At 53.2% G+C, this 19,988-nt stretch carries 16 protein-coding genes; all 16 read left to right on the forward strand.

Annotated features, from left to right (window positions below; all coding sequences use genetic code 11):
• The first annotated feature begins 19 nt into the window (after positions 1 to 19).
• The 16 genes from pyrH (at position 20) to F3J26_RS10300 (ending at position 19,966) form a co-directional block, all read left to right on the forward strand.
• Complete coding sequence (gene pyrH / locus F3J26_RS10225; RefSeq protein ID WP_008456928.1) at positions 20 to 745, forward strand: UMP kinase; 726 nt, start codon at positions 20 to 22, stop codon at positions 743 to 745.
• 138 nt (positions 746 to 883) lie between these two features.
• On the forward strand, positions 884 to 1,441 hold the full coding sequence (gene frr, locus F3J26_RS10230) for a ribosome recycling factor (RefSeq protein ID WP_008456929.1): 558 nt from the start codon (positions 884 to 886) through the stop codon (positions 1,439 to 1,441).
• A 170-nt stretch (positions 1,442 to 1,611) separates the two neighbouring features.
• Positions 1,612 to 2,811: a 1-deoxy-D-xylulose-5-phosphate reductoisomerase gene (gene ispC / locus F3J26_RS10235; protein ID WP_166993606.1), complete on the forward strand. Its 1,200-nt coding sequence runs from the start codon at positions 1,612 to 1,614 to the stop codon at positions 2,809 to 2,811.
• A gap of 186 nt (positions 2,812 to 2,997) precedes the next feature.
• The gene (gene ispU / locus F3J26_RS10240) at positions 2,998 to 3,750 is read left to right on the forward strand and encodes a (2E,6E)-farnesyl-diphosphate-specific ditrans,polycis-undecaprenyl-diphosphate synthase (RefSeq protein WP_008456932.1); all 753 of its coding nucleotides are present in this window, start codon (positions 2,998 to 3,000) and stop codon (positions 3,748 to 3,750) included.
• 18 nt (positions 3,751 to 3,768) lie between these two features.
• Positions 3,769 to 4,626 carry a phosphatidate cytidylyltransferase gene (cdsA, locus tag F3J26_RS10245; RefSeq protein ID WP_008456935.1) on the forward strand — a complete coding sequence of 286 codons (858 nt, stop codon included), beginning with the start codon at positions 3,769 to 3,771 and terminating at the stop codon, positions 4,624 to 4,626.
• A gap of 11 nt (positions 4,627 to 4,637) precedes the next feature.
• Positions 4,638 to 5,990 carry a sigma E protease regulator RseP gene (gene rseP / locus F3J26_RS10250; protein WP_166993608.1) on the forward strand — a complete coding sequence of 451 codons (1,353 nt, stop codon included), beginning with the start codon at positions 4,638 to 4,640 and terminating at the stop codon, positions 5,988 to 5,990.
• 33 nt (positions 5,991 to 6,023) lie between these two features.
• Positions 6,024 to 8,429, forward strand: a complete 2,406-nt coding sequence (gene bamA / locus F3J26_RS10255) for an outer membrane protein assembly factor BamA (RefSeq protein ID WP_008456939.1) — start codon at positions 6,024 to 6,026, stop codon at positions 8,427 to 8,429.
• Between the two features lie 124 nt (positions 8,430 to 8,553).
• On the forward strand, positions 8,554 to 9,054 hold the full coding sequence (gene skp / locus F3J26_RS10260) for a molecular chaperone Skp (RefSeq protein ID WP_008456940.1): 501 nt from the start codon (positions 8,554 to 8,556) through the stop codon (positions 9,052 to 9,054).
• A 3-nt stretch (positions 9,055 to 9,057) separates the two neighbouring features.
• Positions 9,058 to 10,083 (forward strand): UDP-3-O-(3-hydroxymyristoyl)glucosamine N-acyltransferase, encoded by a 1,026-nt coding sequence (lpxD, locus tag F3J26_RS10265; RefSeq protein WP_008456942.1) that lies wholly within the window; start codon positions 9,058 to 9,060, stop codon positions 10,081 to 10,083.
• A gap of 148 nt (positions 10,084 to 10,231) precedes the next feature.
• Positions 10,232 to 10,687: a 3-hydroxyacyl-ACP dehydratase FabZ gene (gene fabZ, locus F3J26_RS10270; RefSeq protein ID WP_039290428.1), complete on the forward strand. Its 456-nt coding sequence runs from the start codon at positions 10,232 to 10,234 to the stop codon at positions 10,685 to 10,687.
• Between the two features lie 3 nt (positions 10,688 to 10,690).
• Complete coding sequence (gene lpxA, locus F3J26_RS10275; protein ID WP_008456945.1) at positions 10,691 to 11,479, forward strand: acyl-ACP--UDP-N-acetylglucosamine O-acyltransferase; 789 nt, start codon at positions 10,691 to 10,693, stop codon at positions 11,477 to 11,479.
• Positions 11,479 to 12,627 carry a lipid-A-disaccharide synthase gene (lpxB, locus tag F3J26_RS10280; RefSeq protein WP_008456946.1) on the forward strand — a complete coding sequence of 383 codons (1,149 nt, stop codon included), beginning with the start codon at positions 11,479 to 11,481 and terminating at the stop codon, positions 12,625 to 12,627. Before lpxA ends, lpxB begins: the two co-directional genes overlap by 1 nt.
• Positions 12,624 to 13,220: a ribonuclease HII gene (gene rnhB / locus F3J26_RS10285; protein ID WP_166993610.1), complete on the forward strand. Its 597-nt coding sequence runs from the start codon at positions 12,624 to 12,626 to the stop codon at positions 13,218 to 13,220. The genes lpxB and rnhB overlap by 4 nt, the downstream gene beginning before the upstream one ends.
• 34 nt (positions 13,221 to 13,254) lie before the next feature.
• Positions 13,255 to 16,737 (forward strand): DNA polymerase III subunit alpha, encoded by a 3,483-nt coding sequence (gene dnaE / locus F3J26_RS10290; protein ID WP_166876682.1) that lies wholly within the window; start codon positions 13,255 to 13,257, stop codon positions 16,735 to 16,737.
• 12 nt (positions 16,738 to 16,749) lie between these two features.
• Complete coding sequence (gene accA, locus F3J26_RS10295) at positions 16,750 to 17,709, forward strand: acetyl-CoA carboxylase carboxyl transferase subunit alpha (RefSeq protein ID WP_008456951.1); 960 nt, start codon at positions 16,750 to 16,752, stop codon at positions 17,707 to 17,709.
• A 115-nt stretch (positions 17,710 to 17,824) separates the two neighbouring features.
• Complete coding sequence (locus F3J26_RS10300) at positions 17,825 to 19,966, forward strand: lysine decarboxylase LdcC (protein WP_166993612.1); 2,142 nt, start codon at positions 17,825 to 17,827, stop codon at positions 19,964 to 19,966.
• The last annotated feature ends 22 nt before the right edge of the window (positions 19,967 to 19,988 follow it).

Genomic DNA, 19,988 nt, shown 5'->3' on the forward strand with positions numbered 1-19,988 from the left:
CTGTTCTCAGGAAAGAAACATGGCTACCAATGCAAAACCCGTCTACAAACGTATTCTGCTCAAACTGAGCGGCGAAGCTCTGCAAGGCACAGAAGGCTTTGGTATTGACGCGAGTATTCTGGACCGTATGGCTCAGGAAATTAAAGAGCTGGTGGAACTTGGCATTCAGGTCGGGGTGGTAATCGGCGGTGGCAATTTATTCCGTGGTGCGGGCCTGGCTAAAGCCGGCATGAACCGCGTCGTGGGCGACCACATGGGCATGCTGGCGACCGTAATGAATGGCCTGGCGATGCGCGATGCGCTCCACCGCGCCTATGTGAACGCCCGCCTGATGTCCGCTATTCCATTGAATGGCGTTTGTGATAACTACAGCTGGGCTGAAGCGATCAGCCTGCTGCGCGCTAACCGCGTAGTTATCCTGTCTGCCGGTACCGGTAACCCGTTCTTTACCACTGACTCTGCGGCCTGCCTGCGTGGAATCGAAATCGAAGCAGACGTGGTACTGAAAGCCACTAAAGTGGATGGCGTGTTTACCGCCGATCCGGCAAAAGATCCTGCTGCAACCATGTACGATCAGCTGACCTACAGTGAAGTGCTGGATAAAGAGCTGAAAGTGATGGATCTTGCCGCGTTCACCCTTGCTCGTGACCACAAATTGCCGATCCGCGTGTTCAACATGAACAAGCCGGGTGCGCTGCGTCGTGTGGTAATGGGTGAGAAAGAAGGCACTTTAATTACTGAATAATTTCAGTTGCCCGGTAATCAGGGTAAGATTTGGCTTTATCTACAGCCAGGAATAAACAGGGCTATACTTAGCCTGCGGCGTTGCAGCTGCAGAGAATAAGCGTGGTCTGCCTTAAACCAGTTTTCAAGGATTCGTAACGTGATTAGCGATATCAGAAAAGATGCTGAAGTGCGTATGGATAAATGCGTCGAAGCGTTTAAAAACCAAATCAGCAAAATCCGTACCGGCCGCGCTTCTCCAAGCCTGCTGGACGGCATCGTCGTAGAATACTACGGCACACCAACGCCGCTGCGCCAGTTGGCCAGCGTCACCGTTGAAGATACCCGTACTCTGAAGATCAACGTCTTCGATCGTTCTATGGGCCCGGCGGTAGAGAAAGCGATCATGGCCTCTGACCTTGGTCTGAACCCAAGCTCTGCGGGCACCGATATCCGTGTTCCACTGCCTCCGCTGACCGAAGAGCGTCGTAAAGACCTGATCAAAGTGGTACGTGGCGAAGCCGAAGGCGCACGCGTGGCTGTTCGTAACGTTCGCCGCGACGCTAACGATAAAGTTAAAGCGCTGTTGAAAGACAAAGAGATCAGTGAAGATGACGATCGCCGTTCTCAGGACGACGTGCAGAAGCTGACTGATGCTGCTATCAAGAAAGTGGATGCGGCTCTGTCTGAAAAAGAAACCGAGCTGATGCAGTTCTAATCCACAATTTCTGTGGAAAATTCGCCGCCCAGTAAGCCCTCGCGCACCGCGAAGCGTTTACGGGCGGCGTTTTGCTTTATAAAAACGTCAAGTAAAGGCGTAGACAATGGGCGTCCCGCGCCGCAAACTATTGCGCCATTAATCCTTCATTTTACGACCCCGAGTACCTCATGAAGCAGCTCACTATTCTTGGTTCCACCGGCTCTATTGGCGTCAGCACGCTTAGCGTCGTTCGTCATAATCCTGAAAAATTTGCCGTTACGGCTCTGGTTGCGGGCACTAATGTCGGGAAAATGGTGGAGCAGTGCCTGGCGTTCTCGCCGAAGTATGCGGTCATGGCCAGTGAGTCTGCGGCGGCGGAAGTCCGTCGTACCCTGAAAGAGCAGGGGAGTAAAACTGAAGTCTTGGCCGGTAAGCAGGCCGCTTGCGAAGTTGCTACGCTTGACGAAGTGGATCAGGTGATGGCTGCTATTGTGGGCGTGGCAGGGCTGTCTTCAACGCTTGCCGCTATCTCCGCCGGTAAGCAGGTTCTGCTGGCGAACAAAGAGTCGCTGATTACCTGCGGGCGTTTGTTTATGGAAGCGGTTGCTCGTAGCAAAGCGCAGTTGTTGCCTATCGATAGCGAACATAACGCCATTTTTCAGAGTATGCCGGAAACAATCCAGCGTAACCTGGGATACGCTAGCCTCGAAGATAATGGCGTGTCGTCTATTATCCTCACCGGATCGGGTGGCCCGTTCCGGGAAACGGCTTATGCAGACCTGACGGCGATGACGCCGGATCAGGCATGCAGCCACCCGAACTGGTCGATGGGGCGTAAGATTTCCGTCGACTCTGCCACTATGATGAACAAAGGTCTCGAATACATTGAAGCTCGCTGGTTGTTCAACGCTTCAGCTGCACAAATGGAAGTGCTGATTCACCCTCAGTCTGTCATTCATTCTATGGTTCGTTACCGCGATGGCAGCGTGCTGGCTCAGCTTGGTGAGCCCGACATGCGTACGCCTATTGCCCATGCGATGGCTTACCCCGCGCGCGTAGAATCTGGTGTTACACCACTCGATTTCTGCAAAATCGGTTCGCTGACTTTCATGGAACCTGATTTTGAGCGCTATCCATGCCTTAAGTTAGCCATTGATGCCAGCGCGCAGGGGCAGGCGGCGACAACCGCGCTAAATGCGGCAAACGAAGTGGTTGTTGAGGCGTTCCTGAATCAGCAGGTCAGATTTACGGATATCGCAGTGCTGAACCGCAGCGTGCTGGATCAAATGAATTTAACTGATCCACAAAGTGTGGATGAAGTGCTTAGTGTGGACGCTGTTGCTCGTGAAATCGCCAGCAAACAAGTGATGCACCTCTCAAGCCGGTGATAATTCATCCGGCTGAAGTGCCGCCATTTGTTCGCTTTGTGCTTCAGTGATATAGTCTGCGCCACTTAATCGCCAGATGTGACTGAGCGTTGAGTGGAAAGCCGTGTCACAACACGGCTTTTTTATGCACCAGGCTTCAATATTCCTGAGTACCGCTTAATTTTTTTCAGGGAATCATTACGCGTTATGTTGTCTGCTAATCAACAATTAAGCGAATCCTTAACTACGCATGGCGCCCGCCATGTTGCCATCATCATGGATGGCAACGGCCGATGGGCTAAGCGTCAGGGTAAAATGAGGGTTTTCGGTCATAAAGCTGGCGCGAAATCGGTACGCCGCGCTGTGACTTTTGCAGCGAATAACGGTATCGATGCGCTGACGCTTTACGCTTTTAGCAGCGAGAACTGGAACCGCCCCGCTCAGGAAGTGACCGCGTTGATGGAGCTGTTCGTCTGGGCATTAGACAGTGAGGTGAAAAGCCTGCACCGTCATAATGTTCGCTTGCGTATTATCGGCGATACCAGCCGATTTAATCTCCGCCTGCAGGAAAGAATCAAAAAAGCTGAAGCATTAACCAGTGAGAACACTGGGCTGACGCTCAATATCGCTGCGAATTATGGCGGGCGTTGGGATATCATTCAGGGAGTGCGACAGCTTGCGTCGCAGGTGCAGGAAGGCTTATTGCGCCCGGATCAGATAGATGAAGAACTGCTCGGTCAGCAGATCTGCATGCATGAACTGGCTCCCGTAGATTTAGTAATTAGGACAGGAGGAGAGCATCGCATCAGTAACTTCCTCATCTGGCAAATTGCCTATGCGGAACTTTATTTTACCGATGTTCTTTGGCCTGATTTCGATGAACAAGACTTTGAAGGTGCGCTAAATGCTTTTGCAAACCGAGAGCGTCGTTTTGGTGGCACAGCACCTGGTGGTGAATAAGCCTGTTGGGGGTCACTTTTGCTGAAGTATCGCCTGATTTCCGCGTTTATTATGATTCCCGTTGTCATCGCGGCGCTGTTTTGGCTTCCGCCAGTAGGATTTGCGATTGCTACGCTGGTGATTTGTATGCTGGCCGCATGGGAATGGGGGCAACTCGCCGGTTTTGTTGCGCGTTCGCAACGTGTCTGGTTGGCGGTGCTATGTGGTCTGTTGCTTGCCGTCATGCTGATTTCGTTGCCGGAGTATCGGCATTCGGTGCATTTGCCGATAATCGAATTCTCACTCTGGGCATCGCTAGTGTGGTGGGTAGCGGCGCTGTTGCTGGTTCTGTTCTATCCGGCTTCTGCGGCGCTGTGGCGTAATTCCAAACCGCTTCGCCTGGTCTTTGGCCTGCTGACCATTGTTCCCTTCTTCTGGGGCATGGTAGCGTTGCGCAGCTGGCATTATGATATTAACCACTACAGCGGCTCTGTTTGGTTACTGTATGTGATGTTCCTGGTCTGGGGCGCAGACTCTGGCGCTTATGTCTTCGGGAAGATGTTTGGCAAGCATAAACTTGCGCCAAAGGTTTCTCCTGGCAAGACCTGGCAAGGGTTTATTGGTGGCCTTGCGACTTCTGCCGTCATCTCGTTGTTGTTCGGCATGTGGGCGAATTTGAACGTGGCACCTGTTGTTCTGCTAACCTGTTCCATTGTTGCCGCGCTGGCTTCCGTTTTAGGTGATTTGACCGAAAGTATGTTCAAACGCGAAGCAGGGATTAAAGATAGTGGTCACCTTATCCCGGGACATGGTGGTATTCTTGACCGCATTGACAGCCTGACAGCGGCAGTTCCGGTGTTTGCCTGTCTGCTGCTTCTGGTATTCAGGACGATTTAACGGAAGGTTTTATGTTGAGCATACTCTGGAATTTGGCTGCGTTTATCGTTGCACTGGGTGTTTTAATTACCGTGCACGAGTTCGGCCATTTTTGGGTTGCTCGCCGCTGTGGCGTTCGTGTGGAACGCTTCTCCATCGGGTTTGGTAAGGCGCTTTGGCGTCGTACTGACCGTCAGGGAACCGAATTTGTTATCGCGCTGATCCCGCTGGGTGGCTACGTTAAAATGCTGGATGAACGCGTTGAGCCGGTGCTGCCGGAGATGCGTCATGCTGCTTTTAACAATAAAACGGTTTCTCAGCGAGCGGCGATTATCGCCGCTGGCCCAATCGCTAACTTCATCTTCGCTATCTTTGCCTATTGGCTGGTGTCTATCATTGGCATTCCCAGCCTGCGTCCAGTGATCGGTGAAATAACCCCCAACTCTATCGCGGCGGAAGCACAAATTAGCGCCGGCATGGAACTAAAAGCGATAGATGGTATCGAAACGCCTGATTGGGATGCTGTTCGTTTAGCTTTAATCGGTAAGATTGGCGATGCGAGCGCGAGAGTGTCTTATGCGCCGTTTGGGACAAATCAAACGCGTGATGTCACCCTTGATCTAAGCCATTGGCAGTTTGAGCCTGATAAGCAGGATCCGGTCGTATCACTTGGATTCAGGCCCCGTGGTCCGCAAATTGAAAACGTGCTGGACGAAGTTCAGCCGCAGTCCGCGGCCAATAAGGCAGGTTTGCAAGCGGGGGACAGGATCGTTAAAGTCAACGGTCAGCCACTCCTTCAATGGAGTGAGTTTGTTAACCTGGTGCGTGACAATCCAGGTCAGCCGCTAGCCTTAGAGATTGAAAGACAGGGGAGCCCCTTGTCTTTGACGCTGATACCGGATACAAAACCGGGTAAAGCGAAGGCAGAAGGGTTTGCAGGGGTAGTACCTAAAATTATCCCGCTGCCCGACGAGTACAAAACAGTGCGTCAGTATGGGCCGTTTACCGCTGTAGCAGAAGCCACGGATAAAACCTGGCAACTGATGAAGCTGACGGTCAACATGCTGGGGAAATTAATAACCGGTGATGTAAAACTGAACAACCTCAGTGGGCCAATCTCCATAGCTCAAGGGGCAGGTATGTCGGCGGAATATGGGTTAATTTACTTCCTGATGTTCCTGGCGCTTATCAGCGTCAACTTAGGGATCATTAACCTGTTTCCTCTTCCCGTCCTTGACGGCGGGCACCTGCTCTTTTTGGCGGTTGAGAAACTGAAAGGCACTCCGGTTTCCGAGCGAGTTCAGGACTTCAGTTATCGCATTGGCTCTATTTTGCTGGTGCTATTAATGGGGCTTGCACTTTTCAATGATTTCTCTCGTTTATAGAGAGAATTAGGTTAGGAAGAACGCATAACAACGATGGCGATGAAAAAGCTCCTCATAGCGACGCTGCTGTTTAGCAGCGCCACCGTATACGGTGCAGACGGGTTCGTGGTGAAAGACATTCATTTCGAAGGCCTGCAGCGAGTCGCCGTCGGTGCGGCCCTCCTCAGTATGCCGGTTCGCGTAGGCGACACCGTCTCTGACGAGGATATCAGTAATACAATCCGCTCACTGTTTGCCACCGGCAACTTTGAAGATGTGCGAGTGCTGCGTGATGGTAATACGCTGCTTGTGCAGGTCAAAGAGCGTCCAACCATTGCCAGCATCACCTTCTCCGGCAACAAGTCGGTGAAAGATGACATGCTGAAGCAGAACCTTGAAGCTTCAGGGGTACGCGTGGGGGAATCCCTCGACCGCACGACCCTGGGCGACATCGAGAAAGGGCTGGAAGATTTCTACTACAGCGTCGGGAAGTACAGCGCCAGCGTCAAAGCTGTCGTCACGCCGCTGCCGCGTAACCGTGTTGACCTGAAACTGGTGTTCCAGGAAGGCGTCTCCGCAAAAATCCAGCAGATCAACATCGTCGGTAACCACGCGTTTACCACAGATGAGCTGATCTCCCGATTCCAACTGCGTGATGAAGTGCCGTGGTGGAACGTCGTCGGCGATCGTAAATACCAGAAGCAAAAGCTGGCGGGTGACCTTGAAACCCTGCGTAGCTACTATCTGGATCGTGGCTATGCACGTTTCAATATTGATTCCACGCAGGTTAGCCTGACGCCGGATAAGAAAAGCATTTATGTGACCATCAATATCACCGAAGGCGAGCAGTACAAGATCGCCGGTGTGGATGTGAAAGGCAATCTGGCCGGGCATTCTGCGGAAATTGAAAGCCTGACTAAGATGCAGCCGGGTGAGCTGTATAACGGCACCAAAGTCACCAAAATGGAAGATGACATTAAGAAACTGCTGGGTCGCTATGGTTACGCCTATCCGCGCGTACAGACTCAGCCTGAAATTAATGACGCAGACAAAACCGTGAAGCTGCACGTTAACGTCGACTCCGGTAACCGTTACTACGTGCGTAAGATCCGCTTCGAAGGCAACGACACCAGTAAAGATGCCGTTCTGCGCCGTGAAATGCGTCAGATGGAAGGGGCGTGGCTGGGCAGCAACCTTGTTGATGCTGGTAAAGAACGTTTGAACCGCTTGGGTTACTTCGAGACCGTCGATGTGGACACCCAGCGCGTATCCGGCAGCCCGGATCAGGTTGACGTTGTCTATAAAGTGAAAGAGCGTAACACCGGTAGCTTCAACTTCGGTGTTGGCTACGGTACTGAAAGCGGTGTGAGCTTCCAGGTCGGTGTTCAGCAGGATAACTGGTTGGGTACAGGCTACTCGGTTGGGATCAGCGGCACCAAAAACGATTACCAGACCTACGCGGAACTGTCAGCGACCGATCCGTACTTTACGGTGGATGGTGTTAGCCTTGGTGGTCGTATCTTCTTCAACGACTTTAAAGCTGATGACGCGGACCTGTCTGACTACACCAACAAGAGCTACGGGCTGGATACAACACTGGGCTTCCCGGTGAATGAATACAACACGCTGCGCCTTGGTTTGGGTTACGTGCATAACGATCTGTCGAACATGCAGCCGCAGATAGCTATGTGGCGCTACCTGGATTCTGTGGGTCAGCACCCAACTATGAATGCCAACGACAACAGTTTCTCGGCAGATGACTTCACTCTGAACTATGGTTGGACATACAGCAACCTTGACCGCGGTTACTTCCCGACGGATGGTTCTCGCGTCAACCTGAATGGTAAAGTCACCATTCCGGGTTCCGATAACGAGTTCTACAAAGTGACGTTAGATACGGCGAGTTATTTCCCGATCAATGACAATCATACGTGGGTTGTGCTGGGTCGTACCCGTTGGGGTTACGGCGATGGTCTGGGTGGTAAAGAACTGCCGTTCTACGAGAACTTCTATGCCGGTGGTTCCAGCACCGTGCGTGGTTTCCAGTCAAACAACATTGGTCCAAAAGCCGCTTATTACGGCCCGAACCAGCGTAACTGTGGCACTGGTACTGTGTGTAACTCTAACGATGCGGTGGGCGGTAACGCCATGGGTGTGGCCAGCCTTGAGCTGATTACCCCGACGCCGTTCCTGAGTGAGAAGTACGCAAACTCTGTTCGTACTTCCCTGTTTGTCGATGCAGGTACCGTTTGGGATACCAAATGGGAGAACACCGACGCGACCAGAGCGGCAGGTATACCTGATTACAGCACGCCAAGTAACATCCGTATGTCTGCAGGTATTGCGCTGCAGTGGATGTCGCCTCTGGGGCCGCTGGTCTTCTCTTATGCTCAGCCGTATAAGAAATATGATGGAGACAAGGCAGAACAGTTCCAGTTTAACATTGGTAAAACCTGGTAATTTGTTCTGCGCGATGGAACGCAACAGCAGTGAGGCGCTGCACCTGTTAGCCGTTTAGTCAGTTGGCAGGTGCTCGCAAAAAAACAGTGTCTTCGGACGCCTATGGGATGGTAAGGAGTTTATAGTGAAAAAGTGGTTAGTTGCCGCAGGTCTCGGGATTGCTATGGTTGCTTCAGCCGGCGCTCAGGCTGCCTCCAGCATCGCAGTAGTTAACATGGGCAACCTGTTCCAACAGGTCGCACAAAACACCGGTGTTTCTAAAACCCTGGAAAATGAGTTCAAAGGCCGCGCCAGCGAACTGCAGGGAATGGAAAACGATCTGCAATCCAAAATGCAGCGCCTGCAGCGCGATGGTTCAACCATGAAAGCTTCAGATCGCAGCAAAATGGAAAAAGACGTCATGGCTCAGCGCCAGTCGTTCTCCGAAAAAGCACAGGCTTTTGAGCAGGATCGTAACCGTCGTTCCAACGAAGAGCGTAGCAAACTGGTTACTCGTATCCAGGCCGCTGTGAAGAAAGTTGCAGACGATAAAGGCTATGATGTTGTTCTGGATGCAAACACCGTTGCTTACGCAGGTAACGACGTTAAAGACATCACTGCAGACGTACTGAAACAGGTTAAATAAGTAATGTCTTCAATTCGACTGGCTGAATTAGCCCAGCAGTTGGATGCAGAATTGCACGGTGATGGCGATATCGTCATCACCGGCGTTGCATCTATGCAAACTGCCCAGTCTGGCCACATTACGTTCATGGTTAACCCTCGCTATCGTGAACAGCTGGCTGTCTGCCAGGCTTCTGCCGTCGTGATGACCGAAGCCGACCTTCCATACGCTAAGAGCGCGGCGCTGGTAGTGAAGAATCCCTACCTGACCTATGCCCGTATGGCCCAAATTCTTGATACCACGCCTCAGCCTGCAAGCAATATTGCGCCAAGCGCAGCTGTTGATGCGACCGCGAGGCTTGGTCAAAATGTTTCTATCGGCGCAAATGCCGTTATCGAATCAGGCGTTGAGCTGGGCGATAACGTGGTGATCGGCGCTGGCTGCTTTGTAGGAAAAAATACCAAAATCGGCGCGGGTAGCCGTTTATGGGCCAATGTCTCCATCTATCACAACATCGAAATCGGTGCTCAGTGCTTGATTCAGTCCAGCACGGTGATTGGGTCAGATGGTTTTGGCTACGCTAACGATCGCGGTAACTGGGTGAAAATTCCTCAGCTAGGCCGGGTCATTATTGGCGATCGCGTTGAAATTGGTGCCTGTACGACAATCGATCGCGGCGCCCTGGATGACACGATCATCGGCAATGGTGTTATCATTGATAACCAGTGCCAGATTGCACATAACGTTGTGATTGGCGACAATACTGCGGTTGCGGGTGGCGTTATCATGGCGGGCAGCCTTAAAATTGGCCGTTACTGCATGATTGGTGGTGCCAGCGTAATCAACGGCCATATGGAAATCTGTGACAAGGTGACCGTGACAGGAATGGGAATGGTGATGCGTCCAATCACTGAACCGGGAGTTTACTCTTCGGGGATCCCGCTCCAACCGAACAAAGCGTGGCGTAAAACCGCCGCCCTGGTGATGAACATCGATGAGATGAGCAAACGCTTAAAAGCCATCGAACGTAAGGTCAATCAACAAGACTGATCGTCGCCTGCTCCCTGCGCTGCCGTGTTTCCGGCCATTAGGGCTGGAGCGTAAGCCGCGCTTTTTGATTTGCGGCCTGCTGGCATTCTTTGATTGCCGCAGGCCGTGTTATTATTGTCATTTAGAATATTTAGACAGGAAGAGTATTTTGACAACTGACACTCATACTCTGCACATTGAAGAGATTTTAGAGCTTCTGCCGCACCGTTATCCGTTCTTGCTGGTTGATCGCGTGCTGGATTTTGAAGAAGGTCGTTTTCTGCGCGCAGTAAAAAATGTCTCTGTAAATGAGCCGTTTTTCCAGGGGCACTTCCCTGGTAAGCCTATTTTCCCGGGCGTATTGATCCTGGAAGCGATGGCACAGGCTACCGGTATTCTTGCATTCAAAAGCGTGGGTAAACTTGAGCCGGGTGAACTGTATTACTTTGCTGGCATCGATGAAGCGCGCTTTAAGCGCCCTGTTGTGCCTGGCGATCAGATGATTATGGAAGTGACCTTTGAGAAAACTCGTCGTGGTTTGACGCGTTTCAAAGGCGTCGCAATTGTTGACGGCAAGATTGTCTGCGAAGCGACCATGATGTGTGCACGCAGCCGGGAGGCATAATACGTGATTGATAAGTCCGCCTTTATTCATCCAACCGCTATTGTGGAAGAAGGTGCCGTCATTGGCGCTAACGTTCACATTGGCCCGTTTTGTCTCGTAGGTCCAAACGTTGAAATCGGCGAAGGCACGGTGCTGAAATCTCATGTTGTCGTCAATGGTCACACCAAAATTGGCCGTGACAATGAGATCTACCAGTTCGCGTCTATCGGTGAAGTTAACCAGGATCTGAAATATGCGGGTGAGCCAACTCGCGTGGAAATTGGCGACCGCAACCGCATTCGCGAAAGCGTCACCATCCATCGCGGCACGGTGCAAGATGCTGGATTAACGAAGGTGGGAAGCGACAACCTGCTGATGATCAATGCGCACGTTGCGCATGATTGCCAGATTGGCGATCGCGTTATCCTCGCGAACAACGCAACGCTTGCGGGTCACGTACAAATCGGGGATCACGCCATCATCGGTGGAATGACTGCGGTGCATCAGTTCTGCATCATCGGTGCCCACGTGATGGTTGGCGGCTGTTCCGGCGTTGCTCAGGATGTACCACCTTACGTTATCGCACAGGGCAACCATGCGACGCCGTTTGGTGTGAACATTGAAGGCCTGAAGCGTCGCGGTTTCAGCAAAGAAGCGCTGCACGCTATTCGCAACGCCTACAAGATCCTCTATCGCAGCGGCAAGACGCTTGAAGAGGCGAAGCCGGAAATTGCTGAAATTGCAGCTCAGCATCCGGAAGTGAATGCATTTATTGAATTCTTTGCCCGCTCCACGCGCGGTTTGATTCGTTAATGAAGCCTGGTCGTCCCCTTACGATTGCCCTGGTCGCCGGAGAAACCTCCGGCGATATTCTTGGTGCTGGGCTTATTCGCGAACTGAAAGCTCGCGTGCCTGATGCTCGCTTTGTTGGCGTGGCCGGGCCGCTTATGCAGGCTGAAGGTTGTGAAGCCTGGTATGAAATGGAAGAGCTTGCGGTCATGGGCATCGTTGAAGTGCTTGGCCGTTTACGTCGCCTGCTGCAGATCCGCAGCGATCTCACGAAGCGCTTCACCGAGCTGCAGCCCGACGTCTTTGTCGGCATTGATGCGCCGGATTTCAATATCACGCTTGAAGGCAACCTCAAAAAACAAGGGATCCGTACGATCCACTACGTCAGTCCGTCCGTTTGGGCATGGCGACAAAAACGCGTTTTCAAAATTGGCAGAGCGACCGATCTGGTATTGGCTTTTCTGCCTTTCGAAAAAGCGTTTTACGACCGGTTTAATGTACCGTGTCGTTTCATCGGGCATACCATGGCGGATGCCATGCCGCTCGATCCGGATAAAAACGCTGCGCGTGCGACGTTAGGCATTGCGGCAGATGCAAAATGCCTGGCGTTGTTGCCCGGCAGTCGCGGCGCTGAAGTCGAAATGCTTAGCGCAGACTTCCTCAGAACAGCGCAACTGCTTCGCAAGCGTTGGCCTGCACTGGAAGTCGTGGTGCCACTGGTGAATGCAAAGCGTCGTGAGCAGTTCGAAAAGATTAAAGCTGAGATTGCCCCCGAACTGCATGTACATCTGCTGGACGGAAAAGCACGTGAAGCGATGATTGCCAGTGACGCGGCGCTTCTGGCCTCCGGCACGGCTGCGCTTGAATGTATGTTGGCCAAATGCCCGATGGTGGTTGGCTATCGCATGAAGCCGTTCACGTTCTGGCTGGCGAAGCGGCTGGTGAAAACTGATTACGTTTCACTGCCAAATTTACTGGCAGGCCGCGAACTGGTTAAAGAGCTGCTGCAAAATGAATGTGAGCCTATCGGGCTTGCCTGTGCGCTGGAGCCGCTGCTGGAAGACGGTGCCGTCAGCCATCAGATGCATGACACCTTCCGGGATTTGCATCAGCAGATCCGTTGTAATGCGGACAAGCAGGCGGCGGACGCCGTGCTGGAGCTGGCTCAATGATCGAATTTGTTTACCCGCATACGCACCTTGTCGCCGGCGTGGATGAAGTAGGGCGCGGGCCTTTGGTCGGCGCCGTTGTTACTGCAGCTGTGATCCTCGATCCGGCAAAGCCGATTATAGGGCTGGCGGACTCGAAGAAATTATCTGAAAAACGCCGTCTGGCGCTGTATGACGAAATTGTCGAAAAGGCATTAAGCTGGAGTCTGGGCCGTGCCGAGCCGCACGAGATCGACAATATCAACATTTTGAATGCCACGATGCTGGCCATGCAGCGTGCGGTTGCGGGCCTGAATGTTGTGCCTGAATATGTGTTGATTGACGGCAACCGTTGCCCTGTGTTGCCTATGCCGTCGCTGGCGGTTGTTAAAGGCGACAGCCGGGTGGCAGAAATCAGTGCGGCGTCAATACTTGCCAAAGTCACGCGCGATCGTGAAATGGCCGAACTGGATCTCAGCTTCCCGCAGTACGGTTTTGCTCAGCACAAGGGCTACCCAACCGCTTTTCATCTCGAAAAGCTGGCCGAGCATGGTGCCACCGAGCACCATCGCCGCAGTTTTGGCCCCGTCAAACGCGCGCTTGGGCTCGTCTCCTGAGCCTTAGTAGCTGATACAGAGTAATTGGTGAGAGATGGCTGAACCACGTTTCATTCACCTTCGGGTGCACAGCGACTATTCCATGATTGATGGGCTGGCGAAGACCGGGCCGCTGGTAAAAAAAGCCGCGGCGCTGGGAATGCCTGCTCTCGCTATCACCGATTTCACCAACCTCTGTGGGTTGGTCAAATTCTATGGTTCCGGCCATGGCGCCGGTATTAAGCCGATCATCGGTGCGGACTTTAACGTTGCCAACGAGCTGTTAGGCGATGAGCTTAGTCACTTGACGGTGCTGGCTGCAAACAATGAAGGCTATCAAAACCTTACCTTACTGATCTCTCGTGCCTACCAGCGTGGCTACGGCGCAGCGGGCCCGATTATTGACCGAGAGTGGCTGGTAGAGTTAAACGAAGGGCTAATTCTGCTCTCCGGTGGGCGCATGGGAGATATTGGCAAAAGCCTGCTTCGTGGAAACCAGCCGCTGGTCGATCAGTGCCTGGAATTCTGGCAGCAGCATTTTGCCGATCGCTTCTATCTGGAACTGATTCGCACCGGTCGGGTGGATGAAGAAAACTATCTTCACGCCGCCGTGGCGCTGGCTGACGAACGCGGCTTGCCGGTGGTTGCCACCAACGATGTCCGCTTTATTGATGCCGGCGACTTTGATGCCCACGAGATCCGAGTGGCGATCCACGATGGCTTCACGTTGGACGATCCTAAGCGCCCGCGTAACTACTCCGCCCAGCAATATATGCGTAGCGAAGAAGAGATGTGCGAGCTGTTTTCGGACATCCCGGAAGCGCTGGAAAACAGCGTTGAGATTGCCAAGCGCTGTAACGTGACCGTGCGCCTGGGTGAGTACTTCCTGCCGCAATTCCCGACGGGAGAGATGACCACCGAAGACTTCCTGGTCATGAAATCCAAAGAGGGGCTGGAAGAACGTCTTGAGTTCCTGTTCCCGGACCCGGAAGTGCGTGCGCAGAAACGCCCTGAATACGACGAGCGCCTGGATATCGAGCTGCAGGTTATCAACCAGATGGGCTTTCCCGGCTACTTCCTGATCGTGATGGAGTTTATCCAGTGGTCGAAGGATAACGGCGTGCCGGTCGGGCCTGGGCGTGGTTCAGGTGCGGGGTCGCTGGTGGCCTATGCGCTGAAGATCACCGACCTCGACCCGCTTGAGTTTGACCTGCTGTTCGAACGTTTCCTTAACCCGGAACGTGTTTCGATGCCTGACTTCGACGTTGATTTCTGTATGGAAAAACGCGACCAGGTGATCGACCACGTTTCCGAGATGTATGGGCGTGAAGCCGTTTCGCAGATCATTACCTTTGGTACGATGGCGGCGAAGGCGGTTATTCGCGACGTAGGTCGCGTACTCGGTCACCCTTACGGTTTTGTCGATCGCATTTCCAAACTGGTGCCACCGGATCCCGGCATGACGCTGGCGAAAGCCTTTGAGGCGGAGCCGCAGCTGCCGGAGATCTACGAAGCTGACGAAGAAGTTAAAGCCCTGATCGACATGGCGCGCAAGCTGGAAGGCGTCACGCGTAACGCCGGTAAGCATGCCGGGGGCGTGGTTATCGCCCCAACCAAAATTACCGATTTTGCGCCGCTTTATTGTGACGACCAGGGGCAGCATCCGGTTACCCAGTTCGACAAGAACGACGTTGAATATGCGGGCCTGGTGAAGTTTGACTTCCTGGGGCTGCGTACGCTGACGATCATCGACTGGGCGCTGAAAATGATCAACCCGCGTCGGGCAAAACAGGGGCTGGAGCCGATTGATATCGCCGCCATTCCGCTCGACGATAAGAAAAGCTTCGACATGCTGCAGCGCTCGGAAACCACCGCGGTCTTCCAGCTTGAATCCCGCGGCATGAAAGACCTGATTAAGCGTCTGCAGCCTGACTGCTTCGAAGACATGATCGCCCTTGTGGCACTTTTCCGTCCGGGCCCGCTGCAGTCGGGGATGGTAGATAACTTCATCGACCGTAAACATGGCCGCGAAGCGATTTCTTATCCGGACGTGGAATGGCAGCACGAAAGCCTGAAGCCGGTACTGGAGCCTACCTACGGCATCATCCTGTATCAGGAACAGGTTATGCAGATTGCCCAGGTGCTTTCCGGTTATACCCTCGGCGGCGCGGATATGCTGCGTCGAGCGATGGGTAAAAAGAAACCGGAAGAGATGGCCAAGCAGCGCGGCACTTTTGAAGAGGGCGCAATCAAAAACGGCGTCGACGGCGAGCTGTCGATGAAAATCTTTGACCTGGTAGAGAAATTTGCCGGGTACGGATTTAACAAATCTCACTCTGCCGCCTATGCTTTGGTTTCGTATCAGACGCTGTGGCTGAAGGCGCACTACCCGGCAGAGTTTATGGCGGCCGTAATGACCGCCGATATGGATAACACCGAGAAAGTGGTGGGCCTGGTGGATGAGTGCTGGCGCATGGGGCTGAAAGTCCTGTCGCCGGACATTAACTCTGGCCTTTACCATTTCCACGTTAACGATGACGGGGAAATTGTTTACGGCATCGGCGCGATAAAAGGCGTGGGTGAAGGCCCGATTGAAGCCATTATCGAAGCGCGTAATCAAGGCGGGCATTTCCTCGATCTCTTTGATTTGTGCGCGCGTTCCGATATCAAAAAGCTTAACCGCAGGGTGCTGGAAAAACTCATTATGTCCGGGGCTTTTGACCGCCTTGGGCCTCACCGCGCGGCGCTGATGAATGCGCTGGGTGATGCGTTAAAAGCAGCTGATCAGCACGCGAAAGCGGAAGCTATTGGCCAGGCAGATATGTTCGGCGTTCTTGCCGAAGAGCCTGAGCAGGTCGAAAAGTCCTACGCCAGCGTGATTCCCTGGCCTGAACAAGTGGTGCTGGAAGGGGAGCGTGAGACGCTCGGACTGTATCTTACCGGTCACCCGATCAACCAGTACCTGAAAGAAATCGAGCGCTATGTCGGTGGCATGCGCCTGAAAGAGATGCACCCGACGGAACGTGGTAAAATGACCACGGCTGCGGGTCTGGTGATTGCTTCGCGGGTTATGGTCACCAAGCGAGGTAATCGCATCGGCATCTGTACGCTGGATGACCGCTCTGGTCGTCTGGAAGTGATGTTATTCACAGATGCGCTAGAAAAATACCAGCATCTGCTGGAAAAAGACCGTATCCTGATCGTTAGCGGACAGGTCAGCTTTGATGACTTCAGCGGAGGGCTTAAAATGACGGCCCGCGAGCTGATGGACATCGACGAAGCCCGTGAAAAGTACGCGCGTGGGCTTGCTATCTCGCTGACGGACAGGCAAATTGATGACCAGCTTTTAAACCGTCTCCGTCAGTCTCTGGAACCCCATCGTTCGGGGACAATTCCAGTACATCTCTACTATCAGAGGGTGGATGCACGAGCCCGGTTGCGCTTCGGTGCGACATGGCGTGTTTCCCCTAGCGATCGTTTACTTAACGATCTGCGAACGCTGATTGGTTCGGAGCAGGTGGAACTGGAGTTTGACTAAAACAGGAATATTATGAGTCTGAATTTCCTTGATTTCGAACAGCCGATTGCAGAGCTGGAAGCGAAAATCGATTCCCTGACGGCCGTTAGCCGCCAGGATGAAAAACTGGATATTAATCTGGACGAAGAAGTGCAGCGTCTGCGCGAGAAAAGCGTTGAGCTGACCCGCAAGATCTTCGCTGATTTAGGTGCATGGCAGATTGCGCAGCTGGCGCGCCATCCGCAGCGTCCGTACACCCTGGATTACGTTCGTCTGGCTTTTGATGAGTTCGACGAACTGGCCGGCGATCGTGCCTATGCCGACGATAAAGCTATCGTGGGCGGTATTGCTCGTCTGGAAGGTCGTCCGGTGATGATCATTGGTCATCAGAAAGGGCGCGAAACCAAAGAGAAAATCCGTCGTAACTTCGGTATGCCGGCACCAGAAGGCTACCGTAAAGCGCTGCGTCTGATGGAAATGGCTGAACGTTTTAACATGCCGATCATTACCTTCATCGACACGCCGGGTGCTTATCCGGGCGTTGGCGCCGAAGAACGTGGTCAGTCTGAAGCGATCGCCCGCAACCTGCGTGAAATGTCCCGTCTGAAAGTACCGGTCATTTGTACCGTTATCGGTGAAGGTGGTTCCGGTGGTGCGCTGGCCATTGGCGTGGGTGACAAAGTAAACATGCTGCAGTACAGCACTTACTCCGTTATTTCCCCGGAAGGCTGTGCGTCAATCCTGTGGAAGAGCGCGGATAAAGCCCCGCTGGCCGCAGAAGCGATGGGGATCATTGCTCCTCGCCTGAAAGAGCTGAAGCTGATCGATACCGTGATCCCTGAGCCGTTGGGTGGTGCGCATCGCAATCCAGAAGTGATGGCCGCTTCCCTGCGTGCACAGCTGCTGGCCGATCTGGCGGATCTCGACGTGTTGAACAAAGACGAATTGTTAAACCGTCGTTATCAGCGTCTGATGAGCTACGGCTACGCCTGATTTTAAGTTGTAAAATAGCGATAAGGGTCGGATTTTCCGGCCCTTTTTGCATTTATTGCTTCATGGAAAATCCCATTGCGCTATGCTTAGCCAGGTGATTTCCAGGAGGTGAACATTGAATACCATTGCGATTATGGGGCCGCACGGCGTTTTCTACAAAGACGAACCTATTAAAGAACTGCATCGCGCGCTGGAGCTGCAGGGCTTTCAGCTCATCTACCCCACCAACAGCACTGACCTGCTTAAGCTGATTGAGCACAACCCTCGTATCTGCGGCGTGGTCTTTGACTGGGACGAATACAGCCTCGACTTGTGCAGCGAAATTAACCTGCTGAATGAAGATCTGCCGCTGTATGCATTCATCAATACACATTCCTCTCTAAACGTTAGCGTGAATGAAATGCGCATGGCGCTGTGGTTCTTCGAGTATGCGCTGAGCGCGGCCGACGACATCGCCCTGCGTATTCGCCAGTACACCGACGAGTACCTGGATACGATTACGCCGCCGCTGACCAAAGCGCTGTTCACCTATGTGAAAGAGGGAAAATACACTTTCTGTACGCCAGGGCATATGGCCGGTACCGCCTACCAGAAAAGCCCGGTCGGCTGCTTGTTTTACGACTTTTTTGGCGGCAACACGCTGAAGGCCGACGTGTCGATTTCGGTTACGGAGCTGGGTTCGCTGCTAGATCATACCGGCCCTCATCTGGAGGCGGAGGAGTACATTGCCCGCACCTTCGGCGCCGAACAAAGCTATATGGTGACTAACGGGACTTCGACGTCGAACAAGATAGTCGGCATGTATGCCGCGCCATCCGGCAGCACAATTCTGGTCGATCGTAACTGCCATAAATCGCTGACCCATTTGCTGATGATGACCAATCTGGTGCCAATCTGGCTGAAGCCAACGCGTAACGCGCTGGGGATCCTGGGCGGTATTCCGCAGCGTGAATTTACTCGTGAAAATATCGAGAAAAAGGTCGCTGAAACCCCGAATGCGCAGTGGCCGGTGCACGCGGTTATCACCAACTCGACCTACGACGGGCTGCTGTACAACACCGATTTCATCAAGAAAACCCTCGATGTGCCATCGATTCACTTTGACTCCGCCTGGGTGCCCTATACCAACTTCCATCCTATTTATCAGGGAAAAAGCGGCATGAGCGGTGATCGAGTACCGGGGAAAATTATCTATGAAACCCAGTCGACCCATAAGCTGCTGGCGGCGTTCTCCCAGGCTTCGCTGATTCACATTAAAGGTGATTACGATGAAGAGACCTTTAACGAAACCTACATGATGCATACCACCACTTCCCCGAGCTATCCGCTGGTGGCCTCGATTGAAACAGCCGCGGCGATGCTGCGCGGTAATACGGGGAAACGGCTGATCAACCGTTCCGTTGAGCGTGCCCTGCATTTCCGCCGTGAAGTGCAGCGCCTGCGCGAAGAGTCAGAAGACTGGTTCTTCGATATCTGGCAACCCGATCATGTTGATGAGGCCGAGTGCTGGCCCATTGCCCCCGGAGAGGAAGACTGGCATGGCTTCAGGGATGCCGATGCCGAACACATGTATCTCGACCCTATCAAAGTCACTATTCTGACGCCGGGCATGAGCGAGTTGGGTGAAATGGCAGAAGAGGGGATCCCGGCGGCGCTGGTGGCCAAGTTTCTCGACGAGCGGGGCGTTGTTGTTGAGAAGACCGGTCCGTACAACCTGCTGTTCCTGTTCAGTATCGGTATTGATAAGACAAAAGCGCTAAGCCTGCTGCGCGGGCTGACGGAGTTTAAGCGGTCTTACGATCTTAATTTGCGTGTGAAGAACATGCTGCCGGATCTTTTTGCGGAAGATCCGGACTTTTATCGCAACATGCGCATTCAGACGCTGGCGCAGGGGATCCACAAACTGATTAAGCAACATAACCTGCCCGATCTAATGTTGCGCGCTTTTGATGTCCTGCCAGAAATGCGTATGACGCCGCATGAGGCTTATCAGCAGCAGGTGAAAGGCAACGTAGAAACGGTAGAAATAGAGGAACTGTTGGGCAGAGTTTCAGCCAATATGATCCTGCCTTATCCGCCGGGCGTGCCGGTGGTGATGCCGGGAGAAGTGATCACCAAAGAGAGTCGGGCGGTGCTCGACTTCCTGCTGATGCTGTGCTCTGTGGGGGAACATTATCCGGGCTTTGAAACGGATATTCACGGGGCTAAACTCGGTGAGGACGGCGTCTACAGAGTACGAGTCTTAAAAGAGGCTTGAGCGCTTGCTTTGCAGGGAAGCG

The organism is Enterobacter sp. Ap-867, from assembly GCF_011752855.1.
In the GTDB taxonomy this organism is placed as follows: domain Bacteria; phylum Pseudomonadota; class Gammaproteobacteria; order Enterobacterales; family Enterobacteriaceae; genus Cedecea.

What these genes read in the sequence shown, in the direction of transcription:
- pyrH (WP_008456928.1), top strand. Translation starts at nt 20, where the DNA reads ATGGCTACCAATGCAAAACCCGTCTACAAACGTATTCTGCTCAAACTG.
- ispC (WP_166993606.1), top strand. Translation starts at nt 1,612, where the DNA reads ATGAAGCAGCTCACTATTCTTGGTTCCACCGGCTCTATTGGCGTCAGC.
- ispU (WP_008456932.1), top strand. Translation starts at nt 2,998, where the DNA reads ATGTTGTCTGCTAATCAACAATTAAGCGAATCCTTAACTACGCATGGC.
- rseP (WP_166993608.1), top strand. Translation starts at nt 4,638, where the DNA reads ATGTTGAGCATACTCTGGAATTTGGCTGCGTTTATCGTTGCACTGGGT.
- bamA (WP_008456939.1), top strand. Translation starts at nt 6,024, where the DNA reads ATGGCGATGAAAAAGCTCCTCATAGCGACGCTGCTGTTTAGCAGCGCC.
- lpxD (WP_008456942.1), top strand. Translation starts at nt 9,058, where the DNA reads ATGTCTTCAATTCGACTGGCTGAATTAGCCCAGCAGTTGGATGCAGAA.
- lpxB (WP_008456946.1), top strand. Translation starts at nt 11,479, where the DNA reads ATGAAGCCTGGTCGTCCCCTTACGATTGCCCTGGTCGCCGGAGAAACC.
- rnhB (WP_166993610.1), top strand. Translation starts at nt 12,624, where the DNA reads ATGATCGAATTTGTTTACCCGCATACGCACCTTGTCGCCGGCGTGGAT.
- dnaE (WP_166876682.1), top strand. Translation starts at nt 13,255, where the DNA reads ATGGCTGAACCACGTTTCATTCACCTTCGGGTGCACAGCGACTATTCC.
- accA (WP_008456951.1), top strand. Translation starts at nt 16,750, where the DNA reads ATGAGTCTGAATTTCCTTGATTTCGAACAGCCGATTGCAGAGCTGGAA.